Source organism: Mesorhizobium sp. C277A (genome assembly GCF_040324395.1).
Lineage (GTDB): Bacteria > Pseudomonadota > Alphaproteobacteria > Rhizobiales > Rhizobiaceae > Mesorhizobium.
In genome coordinates this window covers 5,537,808-5,562,938 of the sequence record NZ_JAMYVW010000002.1, presented here as the reverse complement: position 1 = coordinate 5,562,938, position 25,131 = coordinate 5,537,808, and the positions used below count along the sequence as shown (strand labels likewise).

Below are 25,131 nucleotides of genomic sequence, written 5' to 3'. Positions count from 1 at the left end.
CCAGGCTGTGATCTGTTCATTCTTTCACCACTCTGCCGGGCGCTTGATCTCGAAAAGCCCCTCGACCGGGCGCCGCGACGGATCGGCCTTGCGCCGCCGCAAGGATTTCTGAATTACACGTAGATATTCGCGCACCGCCACATCCCTTTGCTTGGTCAAATTGCCGGGGTGGCGCCGGTAGTATACCGCGACGGTGTCGGGAAAAATGTGCTTCGGGCTGGTTTCGAAAATGCGCAGCAGATAGTCGGCGTCTTCGCCCTGCCGGAACTCCTCGTCGAAAGCACCGGTACGGTCGATGAGTGCCCTGCGGAATATCCCGGCGCTAAGGCTGACGCCGCGCACGGTGGGACCTGCGCCGCCCGGTGCCGGCTGAAGGGCTTCGTCGTCCATGAGATCGACGCGCGTCATCAGCGAGTAGGTCAGCTCGAGCGCAGGGTCGGTCGCGAACAGGGGTAGGTCAGCCTTGAATCGTCCAGCCGGCGAGACGTCGTCCGAATCCAGGAACGACACCAGTTCGGTTTGCGGCAGCAACTGCTTCAGCCCTGTGTTGCGCGCGTTGGCCACGCCCTGGTTGGCCTGCTGGAACAGGCGGATGCACGACGCTTCCCGCATGATGGCGCGGACGGCTTCAACGGAGCTGTCCGTCGAGCCGTCGTCGACAACGATGATATCGAGATCGGCATCGTCGCGTTGCCTGAGCAGGGACCGCAACGTCGAAACGACATAGATCTCCCGATTGTAGACCGGCACGATGACGCTCAACTTCATGCAGCGCCCCGAAGGACGAAATCCGCAATCGTGCCGGCGATCTCGCGCGGCTCGGTCCCCAGCAACAGCCGGTAGCATGGCAGATCGCGGGTAAGCTCGCTGAAAAAGCGAAAGCCCGCTTCCCGCTCGCCCGGCATCTGCACGATTCCTGACGGCGCCAAGGCGATCATGGCATCCTTGCGCGATATGGGCATGACCGAGCTTCTCGCACCTCCCCTGATATGGGGCACTATCAAAGCAATAATGTCCAGACTTGCAGGAGCTGGTCGAGGCGCGATCTCGTCGATGTGAAAGGCATGCTTGCCTTGCCAGTTCAGCGGTTGGTACGACTTTAGCCGCTCCTCCAGCTTCAGCCGCCTGAAGCCCTCCGGATCCTGCTTGAGCGTGGCAAACAGCGGATAGGCCGTCACCCCCTCGGTCCGGTCGATCAGCACATAGTCGTCGCCGACGCTATCGAGCCCATTGAGCAGACCGGCGACGACCGTTCCCGATTTTCCGGCTCCCCCGGAGCCCGCCAGCAGCACGCCCTTGCCATCGATGCCCAGCGTGCCGGCATGGGTGAGCCGCATGCCGCGCGCCGCATATTCCCAATGCAGGAAGGCGCGCAGCGGCGCCCCTTGTTCCCATGGCGGAAAGGCGTCGGCCGACATCATCAGCTGCGCCCCGACATGACGTTGCGGATCATGGAACTGCCAGAAGTCGAGGTCATGATAGTAGCTGCCGCGCAATCCGGCCTCTTCCAGCCGGTTGGCAAAGGCATGATGGTTGTAATCGCCTCGGCCCCAGGTGGCCGGGGCGGGGACGCCATCGATGGCCGGGTGGGCGACGAAAATGCGGCAGCCGTCAGATGCAGACGGATTTTCCGGGGCCGGTATGAAGGCATGGCTCATGGCTTCCGCCAGCGTGCCATGGTCGAGGTGGACACTCAGGTCCAGTCCCGGCAACCGCACCCCGGCGGTAACGGGATAGAAGGCGGCGGCGCTTTCCGCGGCCGCCAGCACATGGCGGGCATAATCCGGCAGGGTTTGCAGCGTGATCAAAGGCATGTGTTGGTTGTTCAGCGTCCAGAATTGCGCCGGGTCGCCTGATGCATGTCGCTCGGGGTGGCCCCGGTTTTGAGACGACGACATGCATAAAATCAAAGATCTAAACCGCGTCGCCTGAGTCCGTTCAAACGCGACGCGCTTTAGGGAAACGATTATGCCTGTTTCACCGCCGGCCAGCCGAGAGGTTCCTCGACCTCATGGATCGGGTCGACAATGATGAGATCGGCAAGGTCGTCATGGACATCGACCTTGAGCGGCTCATTGCTGGCAGCAAGCGCAGCCGACAGCTCGCCCGAAAGCGGTTGTGCCGGTGTTTCGGCTGGCGCAAGCAACCCGAAATCGAGCAGTCGGGCAACGAAGCTTTCGAGGTCGGCTAGGCTTGTTTTTGCGGCGCCCGCGGCAGCTCCGACCAGCGCTTCAGTGGCGACGCCGGACGACAAAGCCTGCCAGACCCGGCTGCCGGAATCGGAAAAGCCGAAATACTTACCGTTCGAAAGATCGAGAACGACGGCTTCGCCATCGAATGATTCGAAAACGATGTCCTTGCTTGCGACCGCGTAGACCCGCTGTTGCATCGCTGTGTCCCCCGTCCCATGCGCCCTGAAGGGATGCGCCGGCTTCACGGTCTGCCAAGCCCTTCCTAAGTGCGTCTAAATCACTTGGCCGTTGGTTGGCAAGACAAAGACCCGCGAATACAACGCCTGCGTCGGCGACCGTTGCGGCGAAGTCGACCGGCTCAAGCCTCGATTTCGAGCGCCGACAATGGTTTCGAGCAGCAGGCAAGGATAAAACCGTCATCGATCTCGTGGTCGAGGATGCCGCCATTGTGGCTCATCTCGACTTCGCCGGAGACCTTCTTCACCTTGCAGGTGCCGCACAGGCCGAACTCGCAGGCGGCGGGAATCCGCACGCCCGAGCTGCGCGCGGTCTGCAGCACGGTCTGGCCGGCGACGCAGCCGGCGTCGACCTCCGAAAGCGAGAAGCGGATCGGCGTCACGGCTTGGACAGGTGCAGCGATGCCGTCCTCGACCGGGGAGGCAAACGGCGCCGGAATTTCCTCCACCACAGGCGCGGCAAAGCTCTCCTGATGGTATTTCGTCATGTCGAAGCCGGCGGCATCCAGCATGCCGCGCACGGCGCGCATGAACGGATCGGGGCCGCAGCAGAAGATTTCGCGCTCGCGGAAGTCCGGAGCCAGCAAGGGCAGCCGGATCGCATCGATGCGGCCCATATGGCCGTACCAGCCTTCGCGGCTGGAACGTTCCTCGATCATGAAGCCGAGCGACAGGCCGGGCATATGGCCGCCGAGCAGTTCGAGTTCCTTGCGGAAGATGATCTCTTCGGCACGCCGCGCGCAGTTGACGAAACCGACATCGGTCCATGGCGCGCAGTCGTTCAGCCAGCGCAGCATCGACATCATCGGCGTCACGCCGGAGCCGGCGGAAATGAACAGGTATTTGGCCGCCGGGTGGCTGTGCAACGAGAAGTCGCCGGCCGGTCCGTAGGCCTTGACATGCGAACCGGGCACCAGATGGTCGAACATCCAGCGCGTGCCGATGCTGCCGGCCTGCGCCTTGATCGTCACCGCGATCGAAAACGGCCGCGATGGCGACGACGACAGCGTGTAGGTGCGCATCAGCGGCCCGTCCGGTGTCGGCAGTTCCAGCGTCAGGAACTGGCCCGGCTTGTAGCGGAACCAGGTCTGGTTGTCGGAGCGGAAGGTGAAGGTCTTGACGTCGGGCGCCTCGTCGCTGACGCCGATCACTTCCAGCACCTGCAGCCTATCGTTCCACGGCGCCATCTGGTCAAGATGGCGATAGAGCCCAAGATCCGTCATCGCATTCATCCTCTGGTCCCTCTTCGCCTGCTCCAGCTCACGCGACGCTGCGTAGCGCCGGCCGGCCGCCTTCGGCAAGGCGCGGGCCGATGAAGGCCGCGTACCATTCGACGAACTGGATCACGCCGCCCTCGTGCAGCTCCGAATAGGGGCCGGGCTCATAGGCCGGAGACAGGATGCCAAAGGCGTTTTCCTCGACGATGCGGCGGTCCTGGTCGTTGGTCTCGGTCCAGACATGGGTGAGCTCCTCAAGGTTGTAGTCGACCCCCTCGACCGCATCCTTGTGCACCAGCCACTTGGTCGTCACCGCGGTTTCGGTGGCGCTGATCGGCAGCACCCGGAAGGTGACCGCATGGTCGATCAGTATGTGGTTCCAGGTCGTCGGATAGTGGTAGTGCATCAAGGTGCCGATGCGGTCGGCGGCAACAGTGTCGGACAGGTTCTTCGTCACCGCGCGCTTTCCGGACATCGTGTAGCTGACGGCATCGCGCAGCAGCGGCGCGCGGGTGGCGCGGTATTGCCCGGCCGGATCGATGCGGAACTTGCTCGGCAGGCCCGCCGCCTCGCATTTCGCCCAGTGCGCCAGCATCTCCGGATCGCTGTCGGCGCCCTGCACGCCGGTCACCGTCGGCGCTTCGGGGAATGTCTTGCACAGCTCTGGATGATTGCCGGCGCAGTGATAGCATTCGCGGTTGTTTTCCCAGACCAGCTTCCAGTTGCCCTTCTCGATGATGGTGCTCTCGAAGGCGACCTTGGCTTCATTCAGCCGGTGCGGCTTGAGGTAGGGCTCTATCATGGCGCGCATCGGGGCAAAGTCGGCAGGTTCTTTTGCCAGGCAGATGAAGATGTAGCCGCCGACGCTCTCGCAGGCGACGGGCTTCAGGCCGAACTGGCTCTTGTCGAAACCGTCGGCCATCTGGCGGGCAAACAGCAGCCGGCCGTCAAGCTCGTAGGTCCACTGGTGATAGGGGCAGACAAGCTTTGCCGCCATGCCCTTCTCAGTGTTGCAGACACGGCTGCCGCGATGGCGGCAGGAATTGTGAAAGGCGTTGATGTTGCCCTTCTGGTCGCGGACCAGCACCACCGGATAATCGCCGATCTGCACGGTGATATAGCTGCCGGGCTTCGGCAGTTCGCAATCATGGCCGATGAACAGCCAGTCGCGATACCAGATAAGCTCCATGTCGAGCTTGAAATAGTCCGGGTCGGTGTAGAAGGGCTGTTCCAGCGAAAAGCCTTGCTTGCGGCCGTTCAGGAGCCTCAGCATGTCGTTGCGCGTATCCATAGTTCTGTCCTCGTGGTTTAAGGACTGAACTTGGTGGTGATGGAGGAAGGATCGGACGCAGGCCGGCGCGGCGCCGGACATGCACTATCCACCTCTTGACCGCCCACCGCGATCAGTCGAGTCTATGCATCTCGGGCTGGTTTCCGGGCTCTGGAGTTGTCCTTGCGGACCATCGCGACACCTTCCCAGGCTGCTGCCCAGTGGTCTCCCGTTGCGACTTCAACTCCACCACCGTTGCGGGGGCAGCGCCGGATTCTGACCGGCTTCCCAATTCTCCGCTGCGTCGTCACGAAGCGGCACCTGAGATGCGATCATCTAATCACGGCAGCGATCGCGACGTCGGCATGAAAGCGACATCATATCCATGCGGCGCGACACGCGCGGCATACGCCCCGCCGACCACCGAAGGGCTGAGATCCTGTCTTGCGGCGCTATCATCGCCGTTTCGAATCGCTGCGGATCCAGTTCCGATCGGGGGCAAAAAGGGCTCAACGGTATCGAAAAGTTACTATTAGCAATCTCTAATCGAACCGAACGGTTCGTTTCTGTTGACAATGCGTGCAGGACGGTGTGAACGACGGCCCGGAAACCGACACCGGAGCGAACCACTCGGTTCGACATAAGCAACTGAAAACAATGCGATAAATGACCATAGAGGAACTTCCTGGCACAATTTCAAGGTGCAGGACCGTGGTCCACACGGAACAACTTCGTGATTGGAAACCAGCCTATGGCTTTCCCACATCGGGGCTGTCCGAACGACGCGAATTCCTCCCAAGACACGCCGCTAGACGGACAGACAAACTGGAGTACTAAAAATGAAAAAGATCATCCTCACTGCCGCAGCCGTTTTGGCGATCACCGGCAGCGCCTTCGCCGGTAGCGACAATTACGGTTCCAATGGTGCGAACCAGCCAGCCGTCTCGGTCGACAGCTCGTATACGGCTTCCATTCAGAAGCCGGCGCACGCTGACAAGCAGCCTGTCGTTCAGGGCGCCGACCGCGACCTCTACGGCAATCGCTGATCCCGACCAAAGAAGGGCGGCTAACCCGTCGCTCTCGGGATCCCAAAAAATTCAGGAGTATTGAAATGAAAAAGATCATCCTTGCTGCCGCCGCCGTTTTGGCCATCTCCGGCAGCGCTTTCGCCGGCAGCGACAACTACGGTTCGAACGGCGCCAACCAGCCTGCGATTACGTCGACCGATAGTGGCCATACGGCTTCGGTTGAGAAGTCGGCTCCAGCCGAGCAGGCGCCTGCCCACGGTGCCGACCGTAACCTTTTCGGCCGCTAAAAGCCGGTTTCCAGCACGTGGCGGGCTTATCCGCTGCAGCTGGCGGCATCAGAAAAATTCAGGAGACTAAAATGAAGAAGATCGTTCTTGCCACCGCAGCCGTTCTGGCTATTTCGAGCGCTGCCTTTGCCGGCAGCGACAATTATGGCTCCAATGGCGCCAACCAGCCGGCCGCTGCCGTCGACACCACCCGCACTTCGTCGACCGGCACCAACTCGGCGGTCTACAAGCTGCTGAACTCGTCGAACGACCAACAGAAGTTCGTTCCTCAGAGCAGCGACAGGGATCGGTTCGGCAACAACTAACAGCCGAAGCTTAAAAAAAGAGCGGCGGGCCTGGCCCGCCGCTCTTTTTTCATGCCTGTACGACGCAGCTATCTCAAGCCGCCTTCACTTCCACCGGCTTGAGCGAGAAGGAGTGCCCATCGGCGTCGAAGATGTGCAGGTCCCCGGCATCCGCGGTCAGTCGCAGCTTTGCCCCGCGCTTGACCTCGACATTGCCGGGCAGCTTGGTCACCAACGGCAGGTCAGCGCGGCCGATATCGACATAGACAAGCTGCACCTCGCCGAGTTGCTCGACATAGTCTACCACGCCCTCGAAAAGATATTCCGCGCCGGTGGCGGCCGACAGATCCTCCGGCCGCACGCCGAAGCTGACTGCCGCACCCTTTGCTGACGCCGGCGTTGCGATCGGCACCGTTGCCTTGCGGCCGCCGACATGGCTGACGATTGTAGGGTTGCCCGTCCTGTCGATTGTCGCCGGCAGGATGTTCATGGCCGGCGAGCCGATGAACTGGGCAACGAACAGATTGCCGGGCTTCTTGTAGAGGTCCATCGGCGTGCCGACCTGCTCGATATGGCCATCCTTCAGCACGACGATGCGGTCGGCGAGCGTCATCGCTTCGACCTGATCGTGGGTGACGTAGATCATGGTCGTGGCAGGCATCGATTCCTTGAGCTTGGCGATCTCGATGCGGGTCGCGACGCGCAGCGCCGCGTCGAGATTCGACAGCGGCTCGTCGAACAGGAACACTTTCGGATTGCGCACGATGGCGCGACCGATGGCGACACGCTGGCGCTGGCCGCCCGACATCGCCTTGGGCAGGCGGTCGAGATATTTGGTCAGCTGCAGGATTTCGGCGGCCTGCCGCACCCGCTTGTCGATCTCGGCCTTGCTTTCCTTGCCGATCTTCATCGAGAAGGCCATGTTGTCGTAGACGGTCATGTGCGGATAGAGCGCATAGGACTGGAACACCATGGCAATGCCGCGCTTGGAAGGCGGCACGTCGTTCACCACCTCGCCGGCGATCTTCAGCTCGCCGGAGGTGATCTCCTCAAGCCCGGCGATGGACCGCAGCAAGGTCGACTTGCCGCAACCCGACGGGCCGACGAAGACGATGAACTCGCCCGACTTTATGTCGAGGTCGATGCCGTGGAGAATGTGCAGATTGCCGTATGATTTCTTCACCTGTCTCAGCGTGACATCGGCCATAATTTCCTCCCAGTGATTTCCCTAGAGAACCTGGATTTCCTCAAAAAATCCAGTTTCGTCAAAAACTCAGTCGATGCGCCCGAACCAGGCGCCGTAGCCGCCGAGGCGGATGGAACCTGTGCCGGATTGTCCCGAAAAACCGTGCCCGGCCAATGGCAGCAACGCCTGACCACCGAGATCGACCTCGGCCGGCTTGCTGGCCAGATTGAAGACGCAGACGATCTGCTCATTGCCCTCACGGCGGGTGAAGGCGACGGTGTCGCCCTCGCTTTCGATGAACTCGATGTCGCCTTTGGCCAGGGCCGGATGCTGGCGGCGGAAACCGAGAAAGCGCCGGTAGTGCTCGAGCAGCGAGGCCGCGTCGCCCTGCTGAACATTGACCGCTTGCGACAAGTGCTTGCCCGGCACCGGCAGCCAGGGCTTGGCCGTCGAAAAGCCGGCATTGCTGGCGGTTGCATCCCACACCATCGGCGTGCGGCAGCCGTCGCGGCCCTTGAATTCGGGCCAGAAGCGAATGCCGTAGGGGTCCTGCAGATCCTCGAACTGCAACTCGGCTTCGCCCAGCCCAAGCTCCTCTCCCTGATAGAGGCAGACCGAACCGCGCAGCGACATCAGCAGCGCCGAGATAACCTTCAGATAGGCGGCCGGGTCGGCCTCGTCGGCGGCCCAGCGCGAGGCCGGACGCATCACGTCGTGGTTGGAAAAGGCCCAGCACGACCAGCCGTCGCTGGCGACCTTGCCAAAGGCTTCCAGCACCTGGCGCACCTTGGCGGCGCTGATCTTTTCCGGCGCCAGGAAATCGAAGGAATAGCACATGTGGACGCGTTTGCCGCCGGCGGTGTAGGCGGCGACCACTTCCAGCCCACGCTGCGAATCGCCGACTTCGCCGACCGCGGCGGCCGCCGGATATTCGTCGAGCAGCGCCCGGAACCGTTCGAGGAAGGCAAGGTTTTCCGGCCGGCTCTTGTCGTAGATATGGTCCTGGTAGTTGTAGGGATTGACCGCAGGTGCTGTCTGGTCGTTGCGCTCTTCGGGCGGCAGCGGCGGATTGTTCTCCAGCCCCTGGCTGTGGAAGTAGAAATTGATGGTGTCGAGGCGGAAGCCGTCGACGCCGCGCTCCAGCCAGAAGCGGGTGACGTCGAGCAGCGCGTCCTGGACTTCCAGATTGTGGAAGTTGAGGTCGGGCTGCTCGGACAGGAAATTATGCAGATAATATTGCTGGCGGCTGGTGTCCCACTGCCAGGCCGAGCCGCCGAAGATCGACAGCCAGTTGTTGGGCGGCGTGCCGTCCGGCCTGGCGTCGGCCCAGACATACCAGTCGGCCTTGGGATTGCTACGGCTGGCGCGGCTCTCCTTGAACCATGGATGGACGTCGGCGGTGTGCGACAGCACCTCGTCGATCATCACCTTGAGGCCGAGGTGATGGGCTTCCGCAACCAGCGCGTCGAAATCGGCGAGCGTCCCGAACATCGGGTCGACGTCGCAATAGTCCGAGACGTCGTAGCCGAAATCCTTCATCGGCGACTTGAAGAAGGGCGAAATCCAGATGGCGTCGACGCCGAGCGAGGCGATGTAGGGCAGCCTGCGGATGATGCCCTTGAGGTCGCCGATGCCGTCGCCATTGGAGTCCTGATAGGAGCGCGGATAGATCTGGTAGATCACCGCGCCCCGCCACCAGTCGCGATCGACGGCGAGATCGGGCTTCGAGGTCGCCTTCAAAGCGGCTTGCATAAGTCTCAACCTCCTTTGACCGAGCCGGCCAGCAGCCCGCGGACGAAATAGCGCTGCAGCGAGAAGAACACGATCAGCGGCACGATAATGGTGACGAAGGCCGATGTCGTCAGGATTTCCCAGTCGCCGCCGCGCGAGCCGAGCAGCGCGTTGAGCTTCGCGGTCAGCACGATCTGGTCCCCTTCGGTACCGAGGAAAACCATTGCCACCAACAAATCGTTCCACACCCACAGGAACTGGAAGATTGCAAAGGACGCCAGCACCGGGAAGGACAGCGGCAGCACGATCTTGACGAAGATTTCGAAATCGCTGGCGCCATCTATGCGCGCCGATTCCATGATCTCGCGCGGCAGGCCGGCAATATAGCTGCGCAGGAGATAGATGGCGAAGGGCAGGCCGAAGCCGGTATGCGCCAGCCAGATGCCGAGATAGGTTTTCGACGGCACACCGAAGAAGATGCCGACGCCGTTGTAGATCTTCAAAAGCGGGATCAAGGACATCTGCAGCGGCACGACCAGCAGGCCGATGATTGTGGCGATCAGCAAGGCGCGGCCGGGAAAACGCATCCACGCCAATGCATAGGCGGCGAAGGCGGCGATCAGGATCGGGATGACCGTCGCCGGGATGGTGACGGTCAGCGAGTTTATGAACGAGCGGCCGATGCCCTCCGAAAACAGCACGGTCTTGTAATTGTCGGTGGTGAATTTCGGCGGCGCCGACGAGGCGTAATAAACGCGCTGGCCACGGTCGCCTTCGAAGGCTTTCGGCGACGACATGACGAACGTGCCGTCGGCATTGAGCAGCAGGGTTACCCCGTCGCCGAGGTCGGCCGTGGTGCCGGCCGGATACTGCGTCGGTGCGGCCGACTTGACGCCGAAGGCGCTGATGTTGCGGGCCACAGCATCGCCGAAGATGTTGCCGGCAAGCACGAACTTGCCGTCCTTCTCGACCTGCGCCGAGGCCGGCGGCAGGCGGCCGGCTTCGGTCTGGCTGGAGCTGGAGAACGAGTTCCACCAGCCCGAGGCGATGATCTGGTCCTTGTCGCGCAGCGACGAGACCAGGATGCCGAGCGTCGGCACGGTCCAGATGGCGACGAAGACGAGCACGGCGATGTGGACGCCGAAGCGGCTGGCAAAGGACTTTCCGGTCGCGACGGCCATCTCAATGTCCTCCCGTCTCTTTGTTCGCCTGGCGGATGTTCCAGACCATGATCGGGATGACCGCGATCATGATGATGATGGCGATGGTGGCGCCGCGGCCGAAATCGCCGCCGCCGCGGAACATCCAGTCGAACATCAGATTGGCCAGCACCTGGCTGTTCCATTGGCCATTGGTCATGGTCAGCACGATGTCAAACACTTTCAGCACCAGGATGGTGATCGTCGTCCATACCACGGCGATAGTGCCCCAGATCTGCGGCACCATGATCTTCCAGAAGATCTGGAACGGATTGGCGCCGTCGATGACCGCGGCTTCAAGCGTCTCTTCGGGGATGCCGCGCAATGCCGAAGACAGGATGACCATGGCAAAGCCGGTCTGGATCCAGATCAGGATGATCATCAGGAAGAAATTGTTCCAGAACGGCAGCGATATCCAGACCTGCGGCTGGCCGCCGAAATACTGGATGATGGCGTTGAGCAGGCCGATCTGCGTCTGGCCCTCGCCGCGATATTCGTAGATGAATTTCCAGATCACGCTGGCGCCGACGAAGGAGATCGCCAGCGGCAGGAAAATCAGGCTCTTGGCGATCGTGCCCCACCAGATCTTGTCGGTGAGCACGGCGATGATCAGCCCGAGGAAGGTGCACGCCGCCGGCACCACCGCCAGCCAGATGATGTTATTCAGGATCGAGTTGCGGAACTCGCGGTCGCCGAACGCCCATTCATAGTTGGCGAAGCCGACAAAATGCTGGCCGCCGCGGTCGAGGAAGGACAGCCAGAGCGTCGCCACCACCGGATAGATCAGGTAGACGGTGAGGATGATCATCGCCGGGCCGACGAACAGCCACGGACGGACCAGTCCTTGCCGGCGCAGATTGTCGATGGCCGCAGCCCCGGCCACGCCGCGCGACGGGAATATCAGGTCGACCAGCTTGTTGGCGCCCCAGAAATAGGCGACGCAGCCGCCGACGCCGATGATGATGACAAAAATGGCCGATAAGATCTGAGCAGCCATGGGTCCCTCTTCCCTGCGCATGATCGGCCGGGCCTTGAACAGCCCTGGCGATGTGGCTCTGCGCCGATTTAAGTTATTCTGAAACGAACGAACGCAAATCGGTCCGGCGTAAGGCGCCGGTCGGATCCGGGCCATAGCGGCCCGGATCCAGTCTGTGGAGGAAGTCCTGAATTTGCCGCCAAAGCGGCTGATTACTTGGCAGTGGTTACTTGCCAGCTGACTGCTTGCCAGCTGACTGCTTGCCAGCTGACTACTTGATAGCGTCCCAGCTCTTCTGGATGTCGGTGGCGACATCCTGCGCCGACTTGCCGCCGACCAGATCGATCATGCCGGTCCAGAAGGCGCCGGCGCCGATCTTGCCCGGCATCAGGTCCGAACCGTCGAAGCGGAAGGTCGAGGCATTGGCGAGGATATCGCCCTGCTTCTTCAGCGCGTCGCTGGCATAGGCATCCTTGTTGACCGACTTGAGCGGGGTGACGAAGCCGCCCTGGGCCATCCAGATTTCATGTGCCAGCGGCATTTTCAGAAATTCGATGAACGCGCGTGCACCCTTCGAATCCTTGGTGATCATGGCCAGCGTGCCGGCGCCGAGCACAGGCGTGCCCAGCTCGGGCTTGGATGCATAGGGCGGGAAGTAGAAGAAGTCGGCGTCCTGTCCAACCTTTGTGCCTTCCGGGAAGAAGGTCGGGATGAACGATGCCTGATGGTGCAGGTAGCATTTCGGCGGCACCGAGAAGAGGCCCTTCGGGCTGTCGCGGAAGTCGGTCGCGGCAACCGCCTTGGCCCCACCGTCGACCATCTTGTCGTCGGTCGCGATCTTGCCGAAAATGTCGATGGCGTTGACCACCGCCGGATCGCTGAACGGGATCTCGTTCTTTACCCACTTGTCATACACGTCGGGCGTCTGGGTGCGCAGCATGATGTCTTCGACCCAGTCGGTCGCCGGCCAGCCGGTAGCGCCGCCTGAGCCGAGGCCGATGCACCACGGCGTGCCGCCGTCGGCGATGATCTTCTTCTCGAGGTCGGCGAGCTCTTCCTGGGTCTTGGGAACCTTGTAGCCGGCTTCCTCGAAATTGTCGGGCGAATACCAGACCAGCGATTTCACGTCGGCCTTGTAGGGGAAGGCGAAGAAGCCCGGCTTGCCGTCCTTGTCCTTGAAGGTGCCGAGATCGACCCATGACTGGCCGGCGCCGTAATTGTCCTTGATCCATTTGGCGGTGTCGTCGCCCAGCGGCGTCAAAAGGCCCTTGGACGCCAGATCCTGGATCAGGCCCGGCTGCGGCAGTACGGCGATATTGGGCGGGCTGCCGGCCTGGGTATCGATGACGATCTGCTGTTCGTAATTTTCCGACGAGGAGTATTTGATCTCGGCGCCGGTGGCTTCCTGAAAATATTCGAGAACAGTGCGGATGAGGCCTTCGTCCTCGCCGCGCCAGGGCCCGAAGATGGTCAGCGTCTCGCCCTTGAGATCGACCTTCTTCAGCTCTTCGTAATTGGCCCAGTTGAAGCGCTTGTCTTCCCCGGGCTTGAACTTCAGTTCGGCTTGCGCCGGCAGGGACAAGGCGAGCGTGGCAAACGCTGCGCCAAGCAGAAGCATCTTCTTCATCGGTATTCCTCCCAGTGTGGACACATACACCCGGACGGAACCTCCATTCCGCCCGCCGACGCTGCAGGACTGTGACTCGTTCAGAAAGGAACCGCAACCTTTCGAAGAGTCTTCCAAAGCGCTTTGGTCTTTTTGATCTCGCCATTGAATCGGCTGGAAGTCAAGAGGGCGGTGGGCTAATCGATTTAATTTCGAGATGGAAGACTTGGTAAAGTGCACTGCAGCATAGTTTTACGGCGGTGCAGCAGCGTATTAAGCTTCAAACTGGCCGGACCAGTGCGTATGGTCGACCAGCTTGGCCGCGCCCGTTGTGGCGCCGCGTGGCTTCAAAATTAAAAGCGCTTTGAGGCTTGGAGGCCTCCCAGTGAACCTGAAGCAGCTCTCTCATATGCTAGCCCTGTCGCAGACAACGGTAAGCCGTGCGCTCAACGGCTATCCGGAGGTCAACGAGGAAACCCGCCGGCGCGTGGTGGATGCCGCCAAGCGCCACGGCTACCGGCCCAATCCGAGCGCGCGCCGGCTGGCGACCGGCAAGACGGGCATGATCGGCTATGTCCTGCCGACGGGCGCCTCCGTCGACATCGACCCGCATTTCGTCGAATTCCTCTCCGGCCTCGGCGACTATGCCCGCTCGCACGAGCTCGACCTGGTGCTGTCGCCGGCCGATGCCGACGACCAGGAAACCACCTATCGCCGCATCGTCGCCAACCGCCAGGTCGACGCCGTCTACATCTCCTCGCCGCGCCCGGCCGACCGGCGGGTGGCGCTGGTCAACACGCTCGGCATTCCCTTCATCGTCCATGGCCGCAGCGAAGGCTTCGATTTCGACTATCCCTTCACCGACATCGACAATGAGGGCGGCTTCCACGACGCCGCCCGGCTGCTGGTTCAGCTCGGCCACCGCCGGCTGGCGCTGATCAATGGCGACGACCGCGAGACCTTCGCCATCCACCGCGAGCGCGGCATGCGCAGGGCGCTGGCCGCGAGCGGCCTGACGCTCGGCGAGCGCCATGTCTGTTCACTCACCATGACCGAGGAGAACGGCTACCGCGCCGCCAGGCGCCTGCTCGAACAGAGCGAGCGGCCGACGGCGATCGCCTGCTCCAGCCTGATCATGTCGCTCGGCGTCGTGCGCGCGGTGCGCGACCTTGGCCTGACCATTCCCGGCGACCTGTCGTTGATTGCCCATGACGACGTCTTTCCATGGCTGAAGCCGGAGAATTTTTCCGTGCCGCTGTCGACGACGCGCTCGTCGATCCGCCTCGCCGGCGCCCGCATCGCCGAACGCCTGGCAGCGCGCATTTCCGGCTTGGAAGAAGGGGCGCGGGGCGAGGTCTGGCCTGTCGACCTGGTGGTGAGAGGCTCGGTCGCCGGCGCGCCGGTTTAGGGATTAATCCAATTGCTCCGCTGGGCAAGTTCACCCATGTGGATGTTGCCCGCAGATAGATTGACTTCGTTGGGACAACGGTCTGCCTGGACCTGTCCTTGATTTGGCTTCGAGTGGGTGGCAACCAGTAAGCCAGAGCCATCAACCAGTCCTCAGGGTGCGCCACTTGCCCATATTCCCGTTCTCCGAAACGGATCCAATCCGGCATCCTGGCCCACCGCCGAAAACGTCGGAGGTGGTCATTGTCGGTGGCGGCATCATCGGTGTGACGACGGCGCTTTTCCTGGCACAGCGGAACATCCCGGTGACGCTGCTGGAAAAAGGGCGCATTGCGGCCGAACAGTCGTCCCGAAACTGGGGCTGGATTCGAAAGCAGGGACGCGACGCCGACGAGCTGCCCATCGTCATCGAGGCTATTCGCCTGTGGCGGCAACTGGCTGAGGAATGCGGCGAGGACATCGGCCTGACCCAGACAGGTGTGACCTACCTCGCGAACACCGACAAGGACATGGCCGGCTTCGAAGCGTTCATGAAGATCGCTGCGACGCATGCGCTCGACACCCGTCTCCTGGATGCAGACGAAACCGCGGCACTCATCAAAGGCATGTCGCGCAAATTCAAGGGCGCGATGACGACGCCCTCCGACATGCGCGCGGAGCCTTGGCTGGCAGTGCCGGCACTTGCCCGGCTCGCCGCGCGAAAAGGCGTCAAAATCGTCGAGAATCGTGCCGCGCGAACCCTCGAAATCTCAGGCGGCAAGATCAAGGGCGTGTGGACCGAGGCGGGGTATGTCGAGGCCTCCAGCGTGCTGGTCGCGGGCGGGGCCTGGTCATCTCTGTTCTTGCGCAGACACGGCATCTCCATCCCCCAGCTCAGCGTCAGGGTAACCGCAGCCGCAACGGACCCCTTGGCTGAGATCTATGCCGGTGCGGCGGCCGACGAACACATCGCGTTCCGGCGCCGGCAGGATGGCGGCTACACGCTCGCCGCGGGCGGCAGCCATTTGCTTTATTTGGGGCCCGACGCATTCCGGCACGCCACCAAATACCTTCCCGCCCTCAGGGACAATCCGTTCGGGACGCGCTACTTTCCGTTCGCGCCGTCAGGCTACCCTGATGCGTGGTCGACGCCGCGCGATTGGGCACCGGATTCCGTCAGTCCTTTCGAAAAAATGCGGGTGCTGAACCCGCCCCCTGAACGAGCCGGTCTGCGTTCGATAGAACGCAATTTCGGACGTCTCTTTCCGCAGTTCGAGAGGGTTCGCCTGAAGGCAGGCTGGGGTGGCATGATCGACGCCATGCCCGACGTCGTCCCCGTCGTGGATCGGGTTGAGGCAGTCGGCAGCCTTTTCGTCGCAACGGGAATGAGCGGTCACGGCTTCGGTATCGGGCCTGGCATAGGCCGTGTCGTTGCCGACCTGATCCAGGGAAACCAGACGGGGCACGACCTCAGCCGCTTCCGGCTGTCACGCTTCCATGATGGCAGCCCTGTCCGGCTGGGCCCGGCGCTCTGAATTGGTGGCGCGAATTTCGCCCGGTTTACTTGTTCGCCGCCGCCTTCGTATCCAGCAGCCCATAACCGAAATCATTGTCCCGTCCCTTCGGACCGAGATCCCTGGCGGTGGCGGCCAGCGCCTTTTCGATGTCGTCGGCGGAGCGCTCGGGTGAAGCGTGGATCAAATTGGCGATAGCGCCGGACACGATCGCGGCGGCAAACGAGGTGCCGGTGACGACGTCAGAGCCGGCGCCGCTCGGCGCCACCATCTCGACGCCGGGCGCCGAGATGAAGACATAAGCGCCGCGATTGGCCTGCTGCATCAGCCCGTCCTTGGCGTCGGTGGCGGTGACCGCGATCACGCCGTCATAGGCGGCGGGGTAGCCATAGGGCGCTTTCGGCCCGTTGTTGCCGGCAGCAGCGACCAGGATGATGCCGAGCCCGCGCGCATTGCGGCAGGCGGTGGCGAGCAGATCGTTCTTGGGGCCGACGAAACTCATATTGATGATGCTGACATTCTGGTCCGCCGCCCAGTCGAGCGCCGACAGGATGACATCCATGGTCGACCTGCCGTCCTCGAAGGCGCGGGCGTGATAGATCCTGGCGCCGGGCGCCATGCCTTCGAGCGCGCCGACGCCGGCGATCAGCCCGTCGACCGAGGTACCGTGGTCACGCTTTTCGACCGGCACGTTGGGCATGGCGTCGAACTGGTCGGCAATGACGCCGGACAGCGCCGGATTGGTGTCGTCTATGCCGGTGTCGATGACGGCGATGCGCACGTTTTCGCCACTGGCTTGCTTGTTGTCGAGCTGAATGCGCTCGAAGGCATAGTTGACGATGCCGGCCGCCTGCTGCAGCGAATAGATATGGTTTGGCTCGCGCCGCAGGGTGCGGCCATCGGCGGCCAGCTGCGCCAGCACGGCGCCGACAGGGCGGCCGTCGGGAATGCCGAAGCGCACCAGCGTGGTGCCGAGCAGCCGCGACTGGCGCTGCGAGCGCACTTCAAGGCCGAAAGAGGCGGCGATCTGCTGGACGGCGCCGGCATCGCCGTCGACGGTCACCAGCACCTCGTCGGGCACGAACTCGCCGGCGATGGCACGGCGCGGCGCGGTCACGACAAGATCGGTCGGCGAAACGATCGCCCCGCCGGCGGGTGGCCCGGCCTGCGTGTCGGCAGGCGGCGCTGACGGCCGCGGCGTCGGCACGGGCGCTACGGGAGCCGGTGGGTTGGGAAACAGGTCGACGATCAGGGCCGGAAGGGTAACTGCGCCTGGTTCGCCGCCGACGTTGGCCTCATTGCCGTCTTTCGGGCAGTCGGCAGCCGCCGCTCCGGCCGCGTCGGTGCAGTCGGCCCGGCCGGCATTGGGATCATTGGTCTGCGCCGACGCCGGCACGGCAACGATTGTCGTCGCCGCCACCAGGATCGCCGCAAATCGAATGACCGCCCTAGCTGCCATCAACCGGTTTCCTTCCCTCGATCACAGTCTCCGCGAACGGCTGGGCGGCAATAAGGCCGACGAGCCTGGTGTAGTCTGCTCCGGTCTTGACCGGGATGGCAATGCGGAAGACGCCCGAGGCGGCCGGCCCGCCGGCGATCTTCAGCGCGTTCTGGTCGAGGAAGACAGCGATGTCGGACATCTTCGCATCCGGCTTGAACTTGACCAGCGCGAACGGCAGTTTCGCCAGATCATCCTCGGCGCCGGCAATCTCGAAATCATGGCTCTTGCCGCCGGTCTGCACGTAGGACTGCACCACGACCAACGCCAGCAGCACCGCCGCTGCCGCCCAGGCGACACCGACCGGCACCGCCATGAAACGGCCGAGTGCCTGCGCCAGCCAGGAACGGCCCGCGGGAGCGCGGACCGGTCCGGCTTCGGCGTCGAGCGCCCTGGCAAAGCGGCTGAGCGCATCGGCCGGTGGCCGGATCGCCTCGTTGGCGGCGGTGGCGCCGGAGAATTCCGCCTCAGCCTCGCCAAGCGCCGCCATCGCCGCCGGATCGGACGCCAGCCATTCCTCGACGGCTTCGAGGTCCGATCCTTCCAGCGAGCCGTTCAGGTAGAACGGCAGCAGCGTTTCCATTTCGTCACGGCGCGACTTTTTTTCAGCGGCGCTCATGTCTTCAGGATTGCTCATGGCCACCCCCTGTCGTAACCGGCGGCCTTGAGGGCTTCGCCGAGTTTCTTGCGGGCGTAGAACATTCGGGTCTTGACGGTGGCGACCGGGATGCCGAGCACCTCGCCAATCTCCGTCACCGACTGTCCATGGTAATAGGCAAGGTCGATCACCGAGCGGTGTTCCTCCGGCAAGGCATCGACGAAGCGCCGCAAGGCGGCGCCCTTGTCTTCCTTCATGGTGGCGACTTCCGGCGTGTCGGCGCCATCGGGAACCTGCGCCGCATCATCGTCATCGATCCAGTCTTCTTTTTTCTTGCGCAGCATCGACAGCGCCTTGAACCGGGCGATGCCGAGCAGCCATGTCGAGACTTCCGAGCGCCCTTCGAAACCGGGCGCTTGGCGCCACAGCTCAAGAAAGACCTCGTTTGCGATATCGTCGGCCATCATTTCCGATCCCGTCTGGCGCACCACGAAGCGGTAGACCCGCGCGTGGTGACGCATGAACAGCAGCCGAACAGCGGCACGGTCGCCCTTCGCGACCCGGTCGACAAGCGCGCGATCAGTCTCGGTCGCTGCCGTCATGGCCGGTCGAGCCGCCTGGCTCCTGTCTGCTCTGTCGCCGATAGGTTCAAAAAGGTTCATCCTTCCGCCAAGGAATTTTGGCGAAGCTAACCGAAGAAGGTGAGTGTTGCCAGAGTGTCTCCCTTCTCCCCGTCACTATACGGGGAGAAGGTGGCGGCAGCCGGATGAGGGGCGGCACCGGCGTTGGGGTATTTATGTTTGATGTTGCGCTGCCCCTCACCCTTACCCTCTCCCCGTATAGTGACGGGGAGAGGGGGTAGCGAACGGCGGCTCAGCGACGACCTCCGTCACCCCAAAAACGGCTTAGCCTTCATGGTCTCCGGCACCGGCACACCCAGCCGCTTCAGCACCGTCGGCGCCAGTTGCAGCTGATCAAGCAGCGTGTCCGGATCCGGCCCTTTGCCGGCTCCGAAATAATACAGCGCGAAATCCTGCATTTCATCGTCGCGGCCGCCATGATGGCCGCGGTCTGTCTGGCCGTGGTCGGCGGTTACGATCACCTCGTAACCGGCTTGCCGCCAGCCCGGCAGGAAGGCTGCCAGCATGCCGTCCATCGCATAGCAGGCATGGTCCATTTCGTGGCAGTCATGGCCGAAGCGATGGCCCATCGAATCGAGCGTGCAGGTGTGCAGGATCCCGTAGTCGATGGCATGGCGCCGGGTCAGCATGGTCAGCGTCGCAAACAGGTCAACATCGCTCGGCGTCATCTGGTTGCGGGCATTATAGCCGGTCATGGTGTGGAAGCGGCCATGCGCGATCGGTCCGTTGGGCTCGTCATACTCCATGTCCTCGACCAGATCGAACGGATAGGAACGGAAGAATTCGGACCAGTAGGAATGCGTCACTGCGCCGGTCTTGCCGCCGGCCTTGCTGACCTCGGAGAAAATATCTGGCTTGTTGACGAGAAAACGGTTCTCGTTGGATAGGATGCCGTGCTCCTGCGGCGAAACCCCGGTGTGGATCGAGGCATAGCAGCAGGCCGAGGTCGACGGCAGCACCGAGCGCATCTTCCACACCTGCGCCTCGCCCGACTGCACCCAGCCCTCGAGATTGCCCATCAGCCGGCGCCAGTTCCGGTAGGGCACGCCATCGAGAATGATGAGCAGCAGTTTGGTCTTGAGCGCCATGGGCGGCTCCGGAAAGCTTTTGCCGTTGAAGGAAGTTTTCGCGACAAAGGCCGCGAATTCCCTACTAATTCCCCGCGCTCGCCATGCGCCGTCCCTTGATCGCCTTTTCCAGCCAGCCGATCTCCATCTCGGGAACGGACGACAGCAGCAGGTCGGTATAGGCGTCGAAGGGCGGCGTCAGCACCTTGCTCTTGGCGCCGTAGCGCACCACCTCGCCGCGGTACATCACCGCGATCGAATCGGCGATCGACTTCACCGTCGCCAGATCGTGAGTGATAAAGAGGTAGGCGACCTTCTCGTGCTGCTGCAGGTTGAGCAGCAGCTTGAGAATGCCGTTGGCCACCAGCGGGTCGAGCGCCGATGTCACCTCGTCGCAGATGATCAGCTTGGGCTTGGCGGCGAGCGAGCGGGCGATACAGACGCGCTGTTTCTGGCCTCCGGAGAGTTCGGCCGGATAACGATCGAGAAAGCCCTTGCCCATCTCGATCTCGTCGAGCAGTTCGGCGACGCGCTTGTCGCGCTCGCGGCCGCGTATGCCGAAGTAGAATTCCAGCGGCCGGCCGATGATGGTGCCGACGGTCTGGCGCGGGTTCATCGCCACGTCGGCCATCTGATAGATCATCTGCAACTGGCGCAGATCCTCCTTCGGCCGGTCGGCAAGCCGGTTGGCGAGCGGCCTGCCATCGAAGGTGACGGTGCCTTCCCCGGGCGGCAACAGCCCGGTGATAGCGCGCGCCAGCGTCGACTTGCCAGAGCCGGATTCACCGACGACCGCCAGCGTCTGTCCCGGATAGATGTCGACAGAGACGTTCTTCAGCACCTTGACGTGGCTGCCGCCGTAAGCGGCGGTGACGTTCTTGACCGACAGGAACGGCGCGGCGCCGGGCTTCTGCTCGGCATGCTCGATCTCATGCACCGAGACCAGCGCATTGGTGTATTCCTGGCGCGGCTCCTTGATGATCTGGCGAGTGCCGCCCCATTCGACCAGCCTGCCATGGCGCAGCACCATGATCTCGTCCGAGACCTGGGCGACGACGGCAAGATCGTGGGTAATGTAGAGCGCAGCGACATGGGTGTCGCGGATGGCGTCCTTGATCGCCGCCAGCACGTCGATCTGCGTCGTCACGTCGAGTGCCGTGGTCGGCTCGTCGAAGACGATCAGGTCAGGTTCCGAACACAGCGCCATAGCCGTCATCACGCGCTGCAACTGGCCGCCTGAGACCTGGTGCGGGAAGCGTTCGCCGATGATTTCGGGGTTTGGCAGGCTGAGCTTCTTGAACAACGCCACGGCACGTTTCTCGGCCTCGGCGCGTGTCGCCGTGCCGTGCAGCAGCGTTGCTTCCACCACCTGGTCCATCAGCTTGTGCGCCGGGTTGAAGGCGGCGGCCGCCGACTGCGCGACATAGCAGACCTCGCGGCCGCGCAATTTGCGGAAACCTTCCTTGCCGCCCTTGAGAATATCGCGGCCGTTGAGCAGCACCTCTCCGCCGGTGATGCGCACGCCGCCACGGCCATAGCCCATCGACGACAGGCCGATGGTCGACTTGCCGGCGCCGGACTCGCCGATCAGGCCGAGCACCTTGCCCTTTTCCAGCGTCAGCGAGACATCGTGGACCAAAACGATGTTCTTCGGCGCTTCGCCGGGCGGAAACACTGTCGCTTCGATGCGCAGATTGCGGATATCGAGCAGCAGGCCGGGCTTTGCTTTTGTGTCAGCCATCACCCGCGTCCTCCCTTCAGGCTTGTCGTGCGGTTGAGCACCCAGTCAGCGACCAGATTGACCGAAATCGCCAGTGCCGCGATCGCCGCGGCGGGGATGAGTGCCGCCCCGATACCGAAGACGATGCCGTCCTTGTTTTCCTTGACCATGCCGCCCCAGTCGGCATCCGGCGGTTGCACGCCAAGGCCGAGAAAGGACAGCGTCGACAAGAACAGCACCGCGTAGATGAAGCGCAGGCCAAGTTCCGAGACCAGCGGCGACAGCGCGTTGGGCAGGATCTCGCGGAAGATGATCCAGCCGCTGCCTTCGCCCCGCAGCTTGGCGGCCTCGACATAATCCATGACGTTGATGTCGACGGCCACCGCGCGCGACAGCCGGTAGACGCGGGTCGAGTCGAGGACGCCCATCACCAGGATCAGCGTCACCAGATTGGTCGGCAGCACCGAAAGCACGACGAGCGCCATGATCAGGGTCGGGATCGACATCAGCAGATCGACAAGGCGCGACAGAAGCGTGTCGAACCAGCCGCCGAACACCGCCGCCGAAAAGCCGAGGATGGCGCCGAGCGAGAATGACAGGGCGGTGGCCAGCACCGCAATGAACAGCGTGATGCGAGCGCCGTAGATCATGCGCGACAGAAGATCGCGACCGAGATTGTCGGTGCCCAGCAAATGTGCCGCCGTCATCGGTTCCCAGACATCGCCGACGATTTCGGCATTGCCGTACGGTGCGATCAACGGTGCGAAAACTGCCGCCAGCACGAACATAGCCGTCAGCACGATGCCGATCAGCGCGGGGATGGGGATGCGTTTGATGTCGAGCATGCCCGCCGCCTATTTCGGATGTCTGAGGCGCGGATTGGCGACAATCGCCCCGATGTCCGCAATGATGTTCAGGCTGATATAGACGGCGGCGAAGACCAGGCCGACCGCCTGCACCACCGGCACGTCGCGCTTGGTGACGTGGTCGACCAGATATTGTCCCATGCCGGGATAGACGAAGATCACCTCGACCACGACGACGCCGACGATGAGGTAGGCGAGGTTGAGCATGACGACGTTGATGATCGGCGCTATGGCATTGGGGAAAGCATGCTTGCGGATGACGTTGAAGGCCGACAGGCCTTTCAGTTCTGCCGTCTCGACATAAGCCGACTGCATGACGTTGAGGATGGCCGCGCGGGTCATGCGCATCATATGCGCCAGCACAACCAGCGTCAGCGCGGTGGCCGGCAACGCGATCGCCTGCATGCGCTCACCGAACGGCATGCCGTCATAGACCGTGGAAATGGCCGGGAACCATTGATACTTCACGGCAAAGAAATAGACGAGCACATAGCCGATGAAGAATTCCGGGAAAGATGTCGAGGCGAGCGCCAGGCCGGAGATCAGCTTGTCGACCCAGCCATTGCGGTAACGCACGGCGATCAGGCCGAGGATGATGGCCAGCGGCACGGCCACGATCGCAGCCCAGAAGGCGAGGAACAGCGTGTTCCACAGCCGCCCCTTGATCGATGTGGCAATATCCTGGCCGCTCGACATCGCCGTGCCAAGATCGCCGGTGAGCACACCGCCTAGCCAATGGAAATACCTGATGTAAGCCGGCTGATTCAGGCCGAGCTGCTCGCGCAGATTGGCGAGCGATTCCGGCGTCGCCGACTGTCCGAGAATGGCTTGCGCGACGTCGCCGGGCAGGATCTGGGTGCCGGCGAAGATCAGGACCGAAACGGCCAGCAAGAGGACGATGCCCAGCGCAACGCGCTGGGCCACAAGTTTCACGACGGGTGAGGACATATCCGCAAAGCCGGGCTCAGGCTTCGAGCCAGCACTTCGCCAGCGCGTAGCCGTTCATCAGCTCCTGATGCGGATCGTCTACCCAGCCGCCGACCTTGGCGCCTGTCGCATCGATGAACTGATTGAACATCGGCAGGATCAGGCCGCCCTCGTCGCGCACCAGCACGGCCATGTCGTGGTACATCTGCTTGCGCTTGGTCTCGTCGAGTTCGGCGCGTGCGGCCAGCACCAGCTTGTCGAAGTCCGGACGCTTGAAACGGGTGTCGTTCCAGTCGGCGGTCGACAGATAGGCGGTCGAGTACATCTGGTCCTGGGTCGAGCGGCCGCCCCAATAGGAGGCGCAGAAGGGCTGCTTGTTCCAGACCTCGTTCCAGTAGCCGTCGCCGGGCTCGCGCTTGAGCTCGATCTTGATGCCGGCCTTGGCCGCGCTCTGCTGGAAGAGCTGCGAGGCGTCGACCGCGCCCGGGAAGGCGACGTCGGAGGTGCGCAGCAGCACGGTGCCGTCATGGCCCGACTTCTTGTAGTGGAACTTGGCCTTGTCGGGATCATATTTGCGCTGCTCGATCTCGGAAAACAGCGGATAGGACGAATTGATCGGGAAGTCGTTGCCGAGCGAGCCGTAGCCGCGCAGCACCTTGTTCAGCATCTCTTCGCGGTCGATCGCGAGCTTCAGCGCCATGCGCAGGTCGCTGTTGTCGAAGGGCGCGGTGTTGCAATGCATGATGAAGACGTAGTGGCCGGGGCCGGCATGGTTGCGGATGGTGACGCCCGGTACGCGCTTGATGAGGTCGACGATCTTCGGCTCGACGCGGTTGATCATGTTGACCTGGCCGCCCTGCAGGGCCGCCGTGCGCGCGGTCGCGTCGTTGATAACGATGATCTCGATCTGGTCGGCATGGCCCATCTTGTCGGCCTGCCAGTAATTGGCGAAGCGCTCGCCGCCATGGCGCACGCCGGGCTCGTTGGTAGTGACCTTGTAGGGTCCTGCCGAGATGCCGGCATCCGCCTTGTCCTTGCCGCCGTTGGGCTGGACGATGAGGTGGTAGTCGCTGAGGAGATAGGGAAGGTCGGCGTTGGCCTCCTTCAGCGTCAGGACGACTTCCTTGCCACTGGCCTTGATGCTGTCGATGCCTTTCATGTAGCCCAGCGCGCCGGACTTCGATTTTTCATCGGAATGGCGCTCGAGGGTTGCCGCCACATCCTCAGCGGTCACCGTCTTGCCGTTGTGGAATTCGACGCCGTCGCGGATTTTCAGCGTCCACACCTTGGCGTCGTCCGACGAGCCGATCTCTTCGGCGATGCGGTTCTCGAGTTTGCCTTCCGGGGACAGCTCGACGATCAGCTCGCCCCACATCTTGCCAAAAGCGAACGGCACTTGCGTCATGAACAAAGCCGGGTCCAGGCTGTTCGTGGATTCGCCGCCGACGAGGCCGGCCTTCAGCGTGCCGCCCTTGACCGGGCCTTCCGCGCGAGCCGCACTGGAAAGCAGCATATTGGCGAAGGGCGCTGTGACGCCGAGTGCTGCGGCGCGGCCGAGGAAATCACGACGGCTCAGCTTGCCGGACGCAACGCGCCGGCTCAGATATTCGAGTTCGTTGGACATTTGAGTTCCTCACTCTGTTGGTTCGACCTTATGGTCGTTTTTTGCTTGTTGTTACCAAAGGGATATTGACCGGAAGGC

General features: G+C 62.7%; 23 protein-coding genes and 1 riboswitch. Of the genes, 5 read left to right on the top strand and 18 right to left on the bottom strand.

Going from position 1 to position 25,131, the window contains the following annotated elements:
• Positions 1-24: 24 nt before the first annotated feature.
• The 5 genes from NKK52_RS27470 to NKK52_RS27450 form a co-directional block, all read right to left on the bottom strand.
• Entirely contained in the window at positions 25-768 is a 744-nt protein-coding gene (locus NKK52_RS27470) for a glycosyltransferase family 2 protein (RefSeq protein ID WP_023684292.1), read from the bottom strand.
• Positions 765-1,814 (bottom strand): hypothetical protein, encoded by a 1,050-nt coding sequence (locus tag NKK52_RS27465; RefSeq protein ID WP_023684293.1) that lies wholly within the window; start codon positions 1,812-1,814, stop codon positions 765-767. The genes NKK52_RS27470 and NKK52_RS27465 overlap by 4 nt, the downstream gene beginning before the upstream one ends.
• A 152-nt stretch (positions 1,815-1,966) precedes the next feature.
• Complete coding sequence (locus NKK52_RS27460) at positions 1,967-2,389, bottom strand: PqqD family protein (protein WP_023684294.1); 423 nt, start codon at positions 2,387-2,389, stop codon at positions 1,967-1,969.
• A 161-nt stretch (positions 2,390-2,550) separates the two neighbouring features.
• A complete protein-coding gene (locus NKK52_RS27455; RefSeq protein WP_023684295.1) occupies positions 2,551-3,651 on the bottom strand; it encodes an FAD-binding oxidoreductase in 1,101 nt (366 codons plus the stop codon).
• Positions 3,652-3,688: 37 nt separating this feature from the next.
• Positions 3,689-4,936 (bottom strand): aromatic ring-hydroxylating oxygenase subunit alpha, encoded by a 1,248-nt coding sequence (locus tag NKK52_RS27450; RefSeq protein WP_023668884.1) that lies wholly within the window; start codon positions 4,934-4,936, stop codon positions 3,689-3,691.
• Positions 4,937-5,053: 117 nt separating this feature from the next.
• Positions 5,054-5,255, bottom strand: a riboswitch (cobalamin riboswitch).
• A gap of 499 nt (positions 5,256-5,754) precedes the next feature.
• Here NKK52_RS27450 and NKK52_RS27445 point away from each other — a divergent pair.
• The 3 genes from NKK52_RS27445 (at position 5,755) to NKK52_RS27435 (ending at position 6,535) form a co-directional block, all read left to right on the top strand.
• Entirely contained in the window at positions 5,755-5,961 is a 207-nt protein-coding gene (locus tag NKK52_RS27445) for a DUF680 domain-containing protein (RefSeq protein WP_023668885.1), read from the top strand.
• Between the two features lie 65 nt (positions 5,962-6,026).
• Positions 6,027-6,230, top strand: coding sequence for a DUF680 domain-containing protein (locus NKK52_RS27440; protein ID WP_023668886.1), 204 nt, complete (start codon positions 6,027-6,029; stop codon positions 6,228-6,230).
• Positions 6,231-6,301: 71 nt separating this feature from the next.
• Positions 6,302-6,535 (top strand): DUF680 domain-containing protein, encoded by a 234-nt coding sequence (locus NKK52_RS27435; protein WP_023668887.1) that lies wholly within the window; start codon positions 6,302-6,304, stop codon positions 6,533-6,535.
• Positions 6,536-6,608: 73 nt separating this feature from the next.
• Here the strand turns inward: NKK52_RS27435 and NKK52_RS27430 are convergent, their stop codons facing one another.
• The 5 genes from NKK52_RS27430 to NKK52_RS27410 form a co-directional block, all read right to left on the bottom strand.
• Positions 6,609-7,721, bottom strand: coding sequence for an ABC transporter ATP-binding protein (locus tag NKK52_RS27430; RefSeq protein ID WP_023668888.1), 1,113 nt, complete (start codon positions 7,719-7,721; stop codon positions 6,609-6,611).
• A gap of 66 nt (positions 7,722-7,787) precedes the next feature.
• A complete protein-coding gene (gene bglA / locus NKK52_RS27425; protein ID WP_031204155.1) occupies positions 7,788-9,452 on the bottom strand; it encodes a beta-galactosidase BglA in 1,665 nt (554 codons plus the stop codon).
• A 5-nt stretch (positions 9,453-9,457) separates the two neighbouring features.
• Complete coding sequence (locus tag NKK52_RS27420; protein WP_023684297.1) at positions 9,458-10,612, bottom strand: carbohydrate ABC transporter permease; 1,155 nt, start codon at positions 10,610-10,612, stop codon at positions 9,458-9,460.
• Between the two features lies 1 nt (position 10,613).
• On the bottom strand, positions 10,614-11,627 hold the full coding sequence (locus NKK52_RS27415; protein ID WP_023668891.1) for a carbohydrate ABC transporter permease: 1,014 nt from the start codon (positions 11,625-11,627) through the stop codon (positions 10,614-10,616).
• 250 nt (positions 11,628-11,877) lie between these two features.
• Entirely contained in the window at positions 11,878-13,233 is a 1,356-nt protein-coding gene (locus NKK52_RS27410) for an ABC transporter substrate-binding protein (RefSeq protein ID WP_023684298.1), read from the bottom strand.
• 364 nt (positions 13,234-13,597) lie between these two features.
• Between NKK52_RS27410 and NKK52_RS27405 the strand changes: the two genes are divergently transcribed.
• Positions 13,598-14,620: a substrate-binding domain-containing protein gene (locus NKK52_RS27405; RefSeq protein WP_023684299.1), complete on the top strand. Its 1,023-nt coding sequence runs from the start codon at positions 13,598-13,600 to the stop codon at positions 14,618-14,620.
• A 166-nt stretch (positions 14,621-14,786) separates the two neighbouring features.
• A complete protein-coding gene (locus NKK52_RS27400) occupies positions 14,787-16,133 on the top strand; it encodes an NAD(P)/FAD-dependent oxidoreductase (protein WP_023684300.1) in 1,347 nt (448 codons plus the stop codon).
• Between the two features lie 25 nt (positions 16,134-16,158).
• Here the strand turns inward: NKK52_RS27400 and NKK52_RS27395 are convergent, their stop codons facing one another.
• The 8 genes from NKK52_RS27395 to NKK52_RS27360 all read right to left on the bottom strand — a co-directional run bounded on the left by NKK52_RS27395 (position 16,159) and on the right by NKK52_RS27360 (position 25,053).
• Entirely contained in the window at positions 16,159-17,571 is a 1,413-nt protein-coding gene (locus NKK52_RS27395) for a S8 family serine peptidase (protein WP_352459305.1), read from the bottom strand.
• The gene (locus NKK52_RS27390) at positions 17,561-18,229 is read right to left on the bottom strand and encodes a hypothetical protein (RefSeq protein WP_023683482.1); all 669 of its coding nucleotides are present in this window, start codon (positions 18,227-18,229) and stop codon (positions 17,561-17,563) included. The genes NKK52_RS27395 and NKK52_RS27390 overlap by 11 nt, the downstream gene beginning before the upstream one ends.
• A gap of 14 nt (positions 18,230-18,243) precedes the next feature.
• Positions 18,244-18,810 (bottom strand): sigma-70 family RNA polymerase sigma factor, encoded by a 567-nt coding sequence (locus NKK52_RS27385; RefSeq protein ID WP_023683483.1) that lies wholly within the window; start codon positions 18,808-18,810, stop codon positions 18,244-18,246.
• Positions 18,811-19,097: 287 nt separating this feature from the next.
• Entirely contained in the window at positions 19,098-19,937 is an 840-nt protein-coding gene (locus NKK52_RS27380) for an alkaline phosphatase family protein (RefSeq protein WP_023683484.1), read from the bottom strand.
• A 64-nt stretch (positions 19,938-20,001) separates the two neighbouring features.
• Positions 20,002-21,657: an ABC transporter ATP-binding protein gene (locus NKK52_RS27375; protein ID WP_023683485.1), complete on the bottom strand. Its 1,656-nt coding sequence runs from the start codon at positions 21,655-21,657 to the stop codon at positions 20,002-20,004.
• Positions 21,657-22,481, bottom strand: coding sequence for an ABC transporter permease (locus tag NKK52_RS27370; protein WP_023671389.1), 825 nt, complete (start codon positions 22,479-22,481; stop codon positions 21,657-21,659). The genes NKK52_RS27375 and NKK52_RS27370 overlap by 1 nt, the downstream gene beginning before the upstream one ends.
• Before the next feature lie 9 nt (positions 22,482-22,490).
• On the bottom strand, positions 22,491-23,450 hold the full coding sequence (locus NKK52_RS27365; protein WP_023671388.1) for an ABC transporter permease: 960 nt from the start codon (positions 23,448-23,450) through the stop codon (positions 22,491-22,493).
• A gap of 16 nt (positions 23,451-23,466) precedes the next feature.
• A complete protein-coding gene (locus NKK52_RS27360; protein WP_023671387.1) occupies positions 23,467-25,053 on the bottom strand; it encodes an ABC transporter substrate-binding protein in 1,587 nt (528 codons plus the stop codon).
• Between the last annotated feature and the right edge of the window lie 78 nt (positions 25,054-25,131).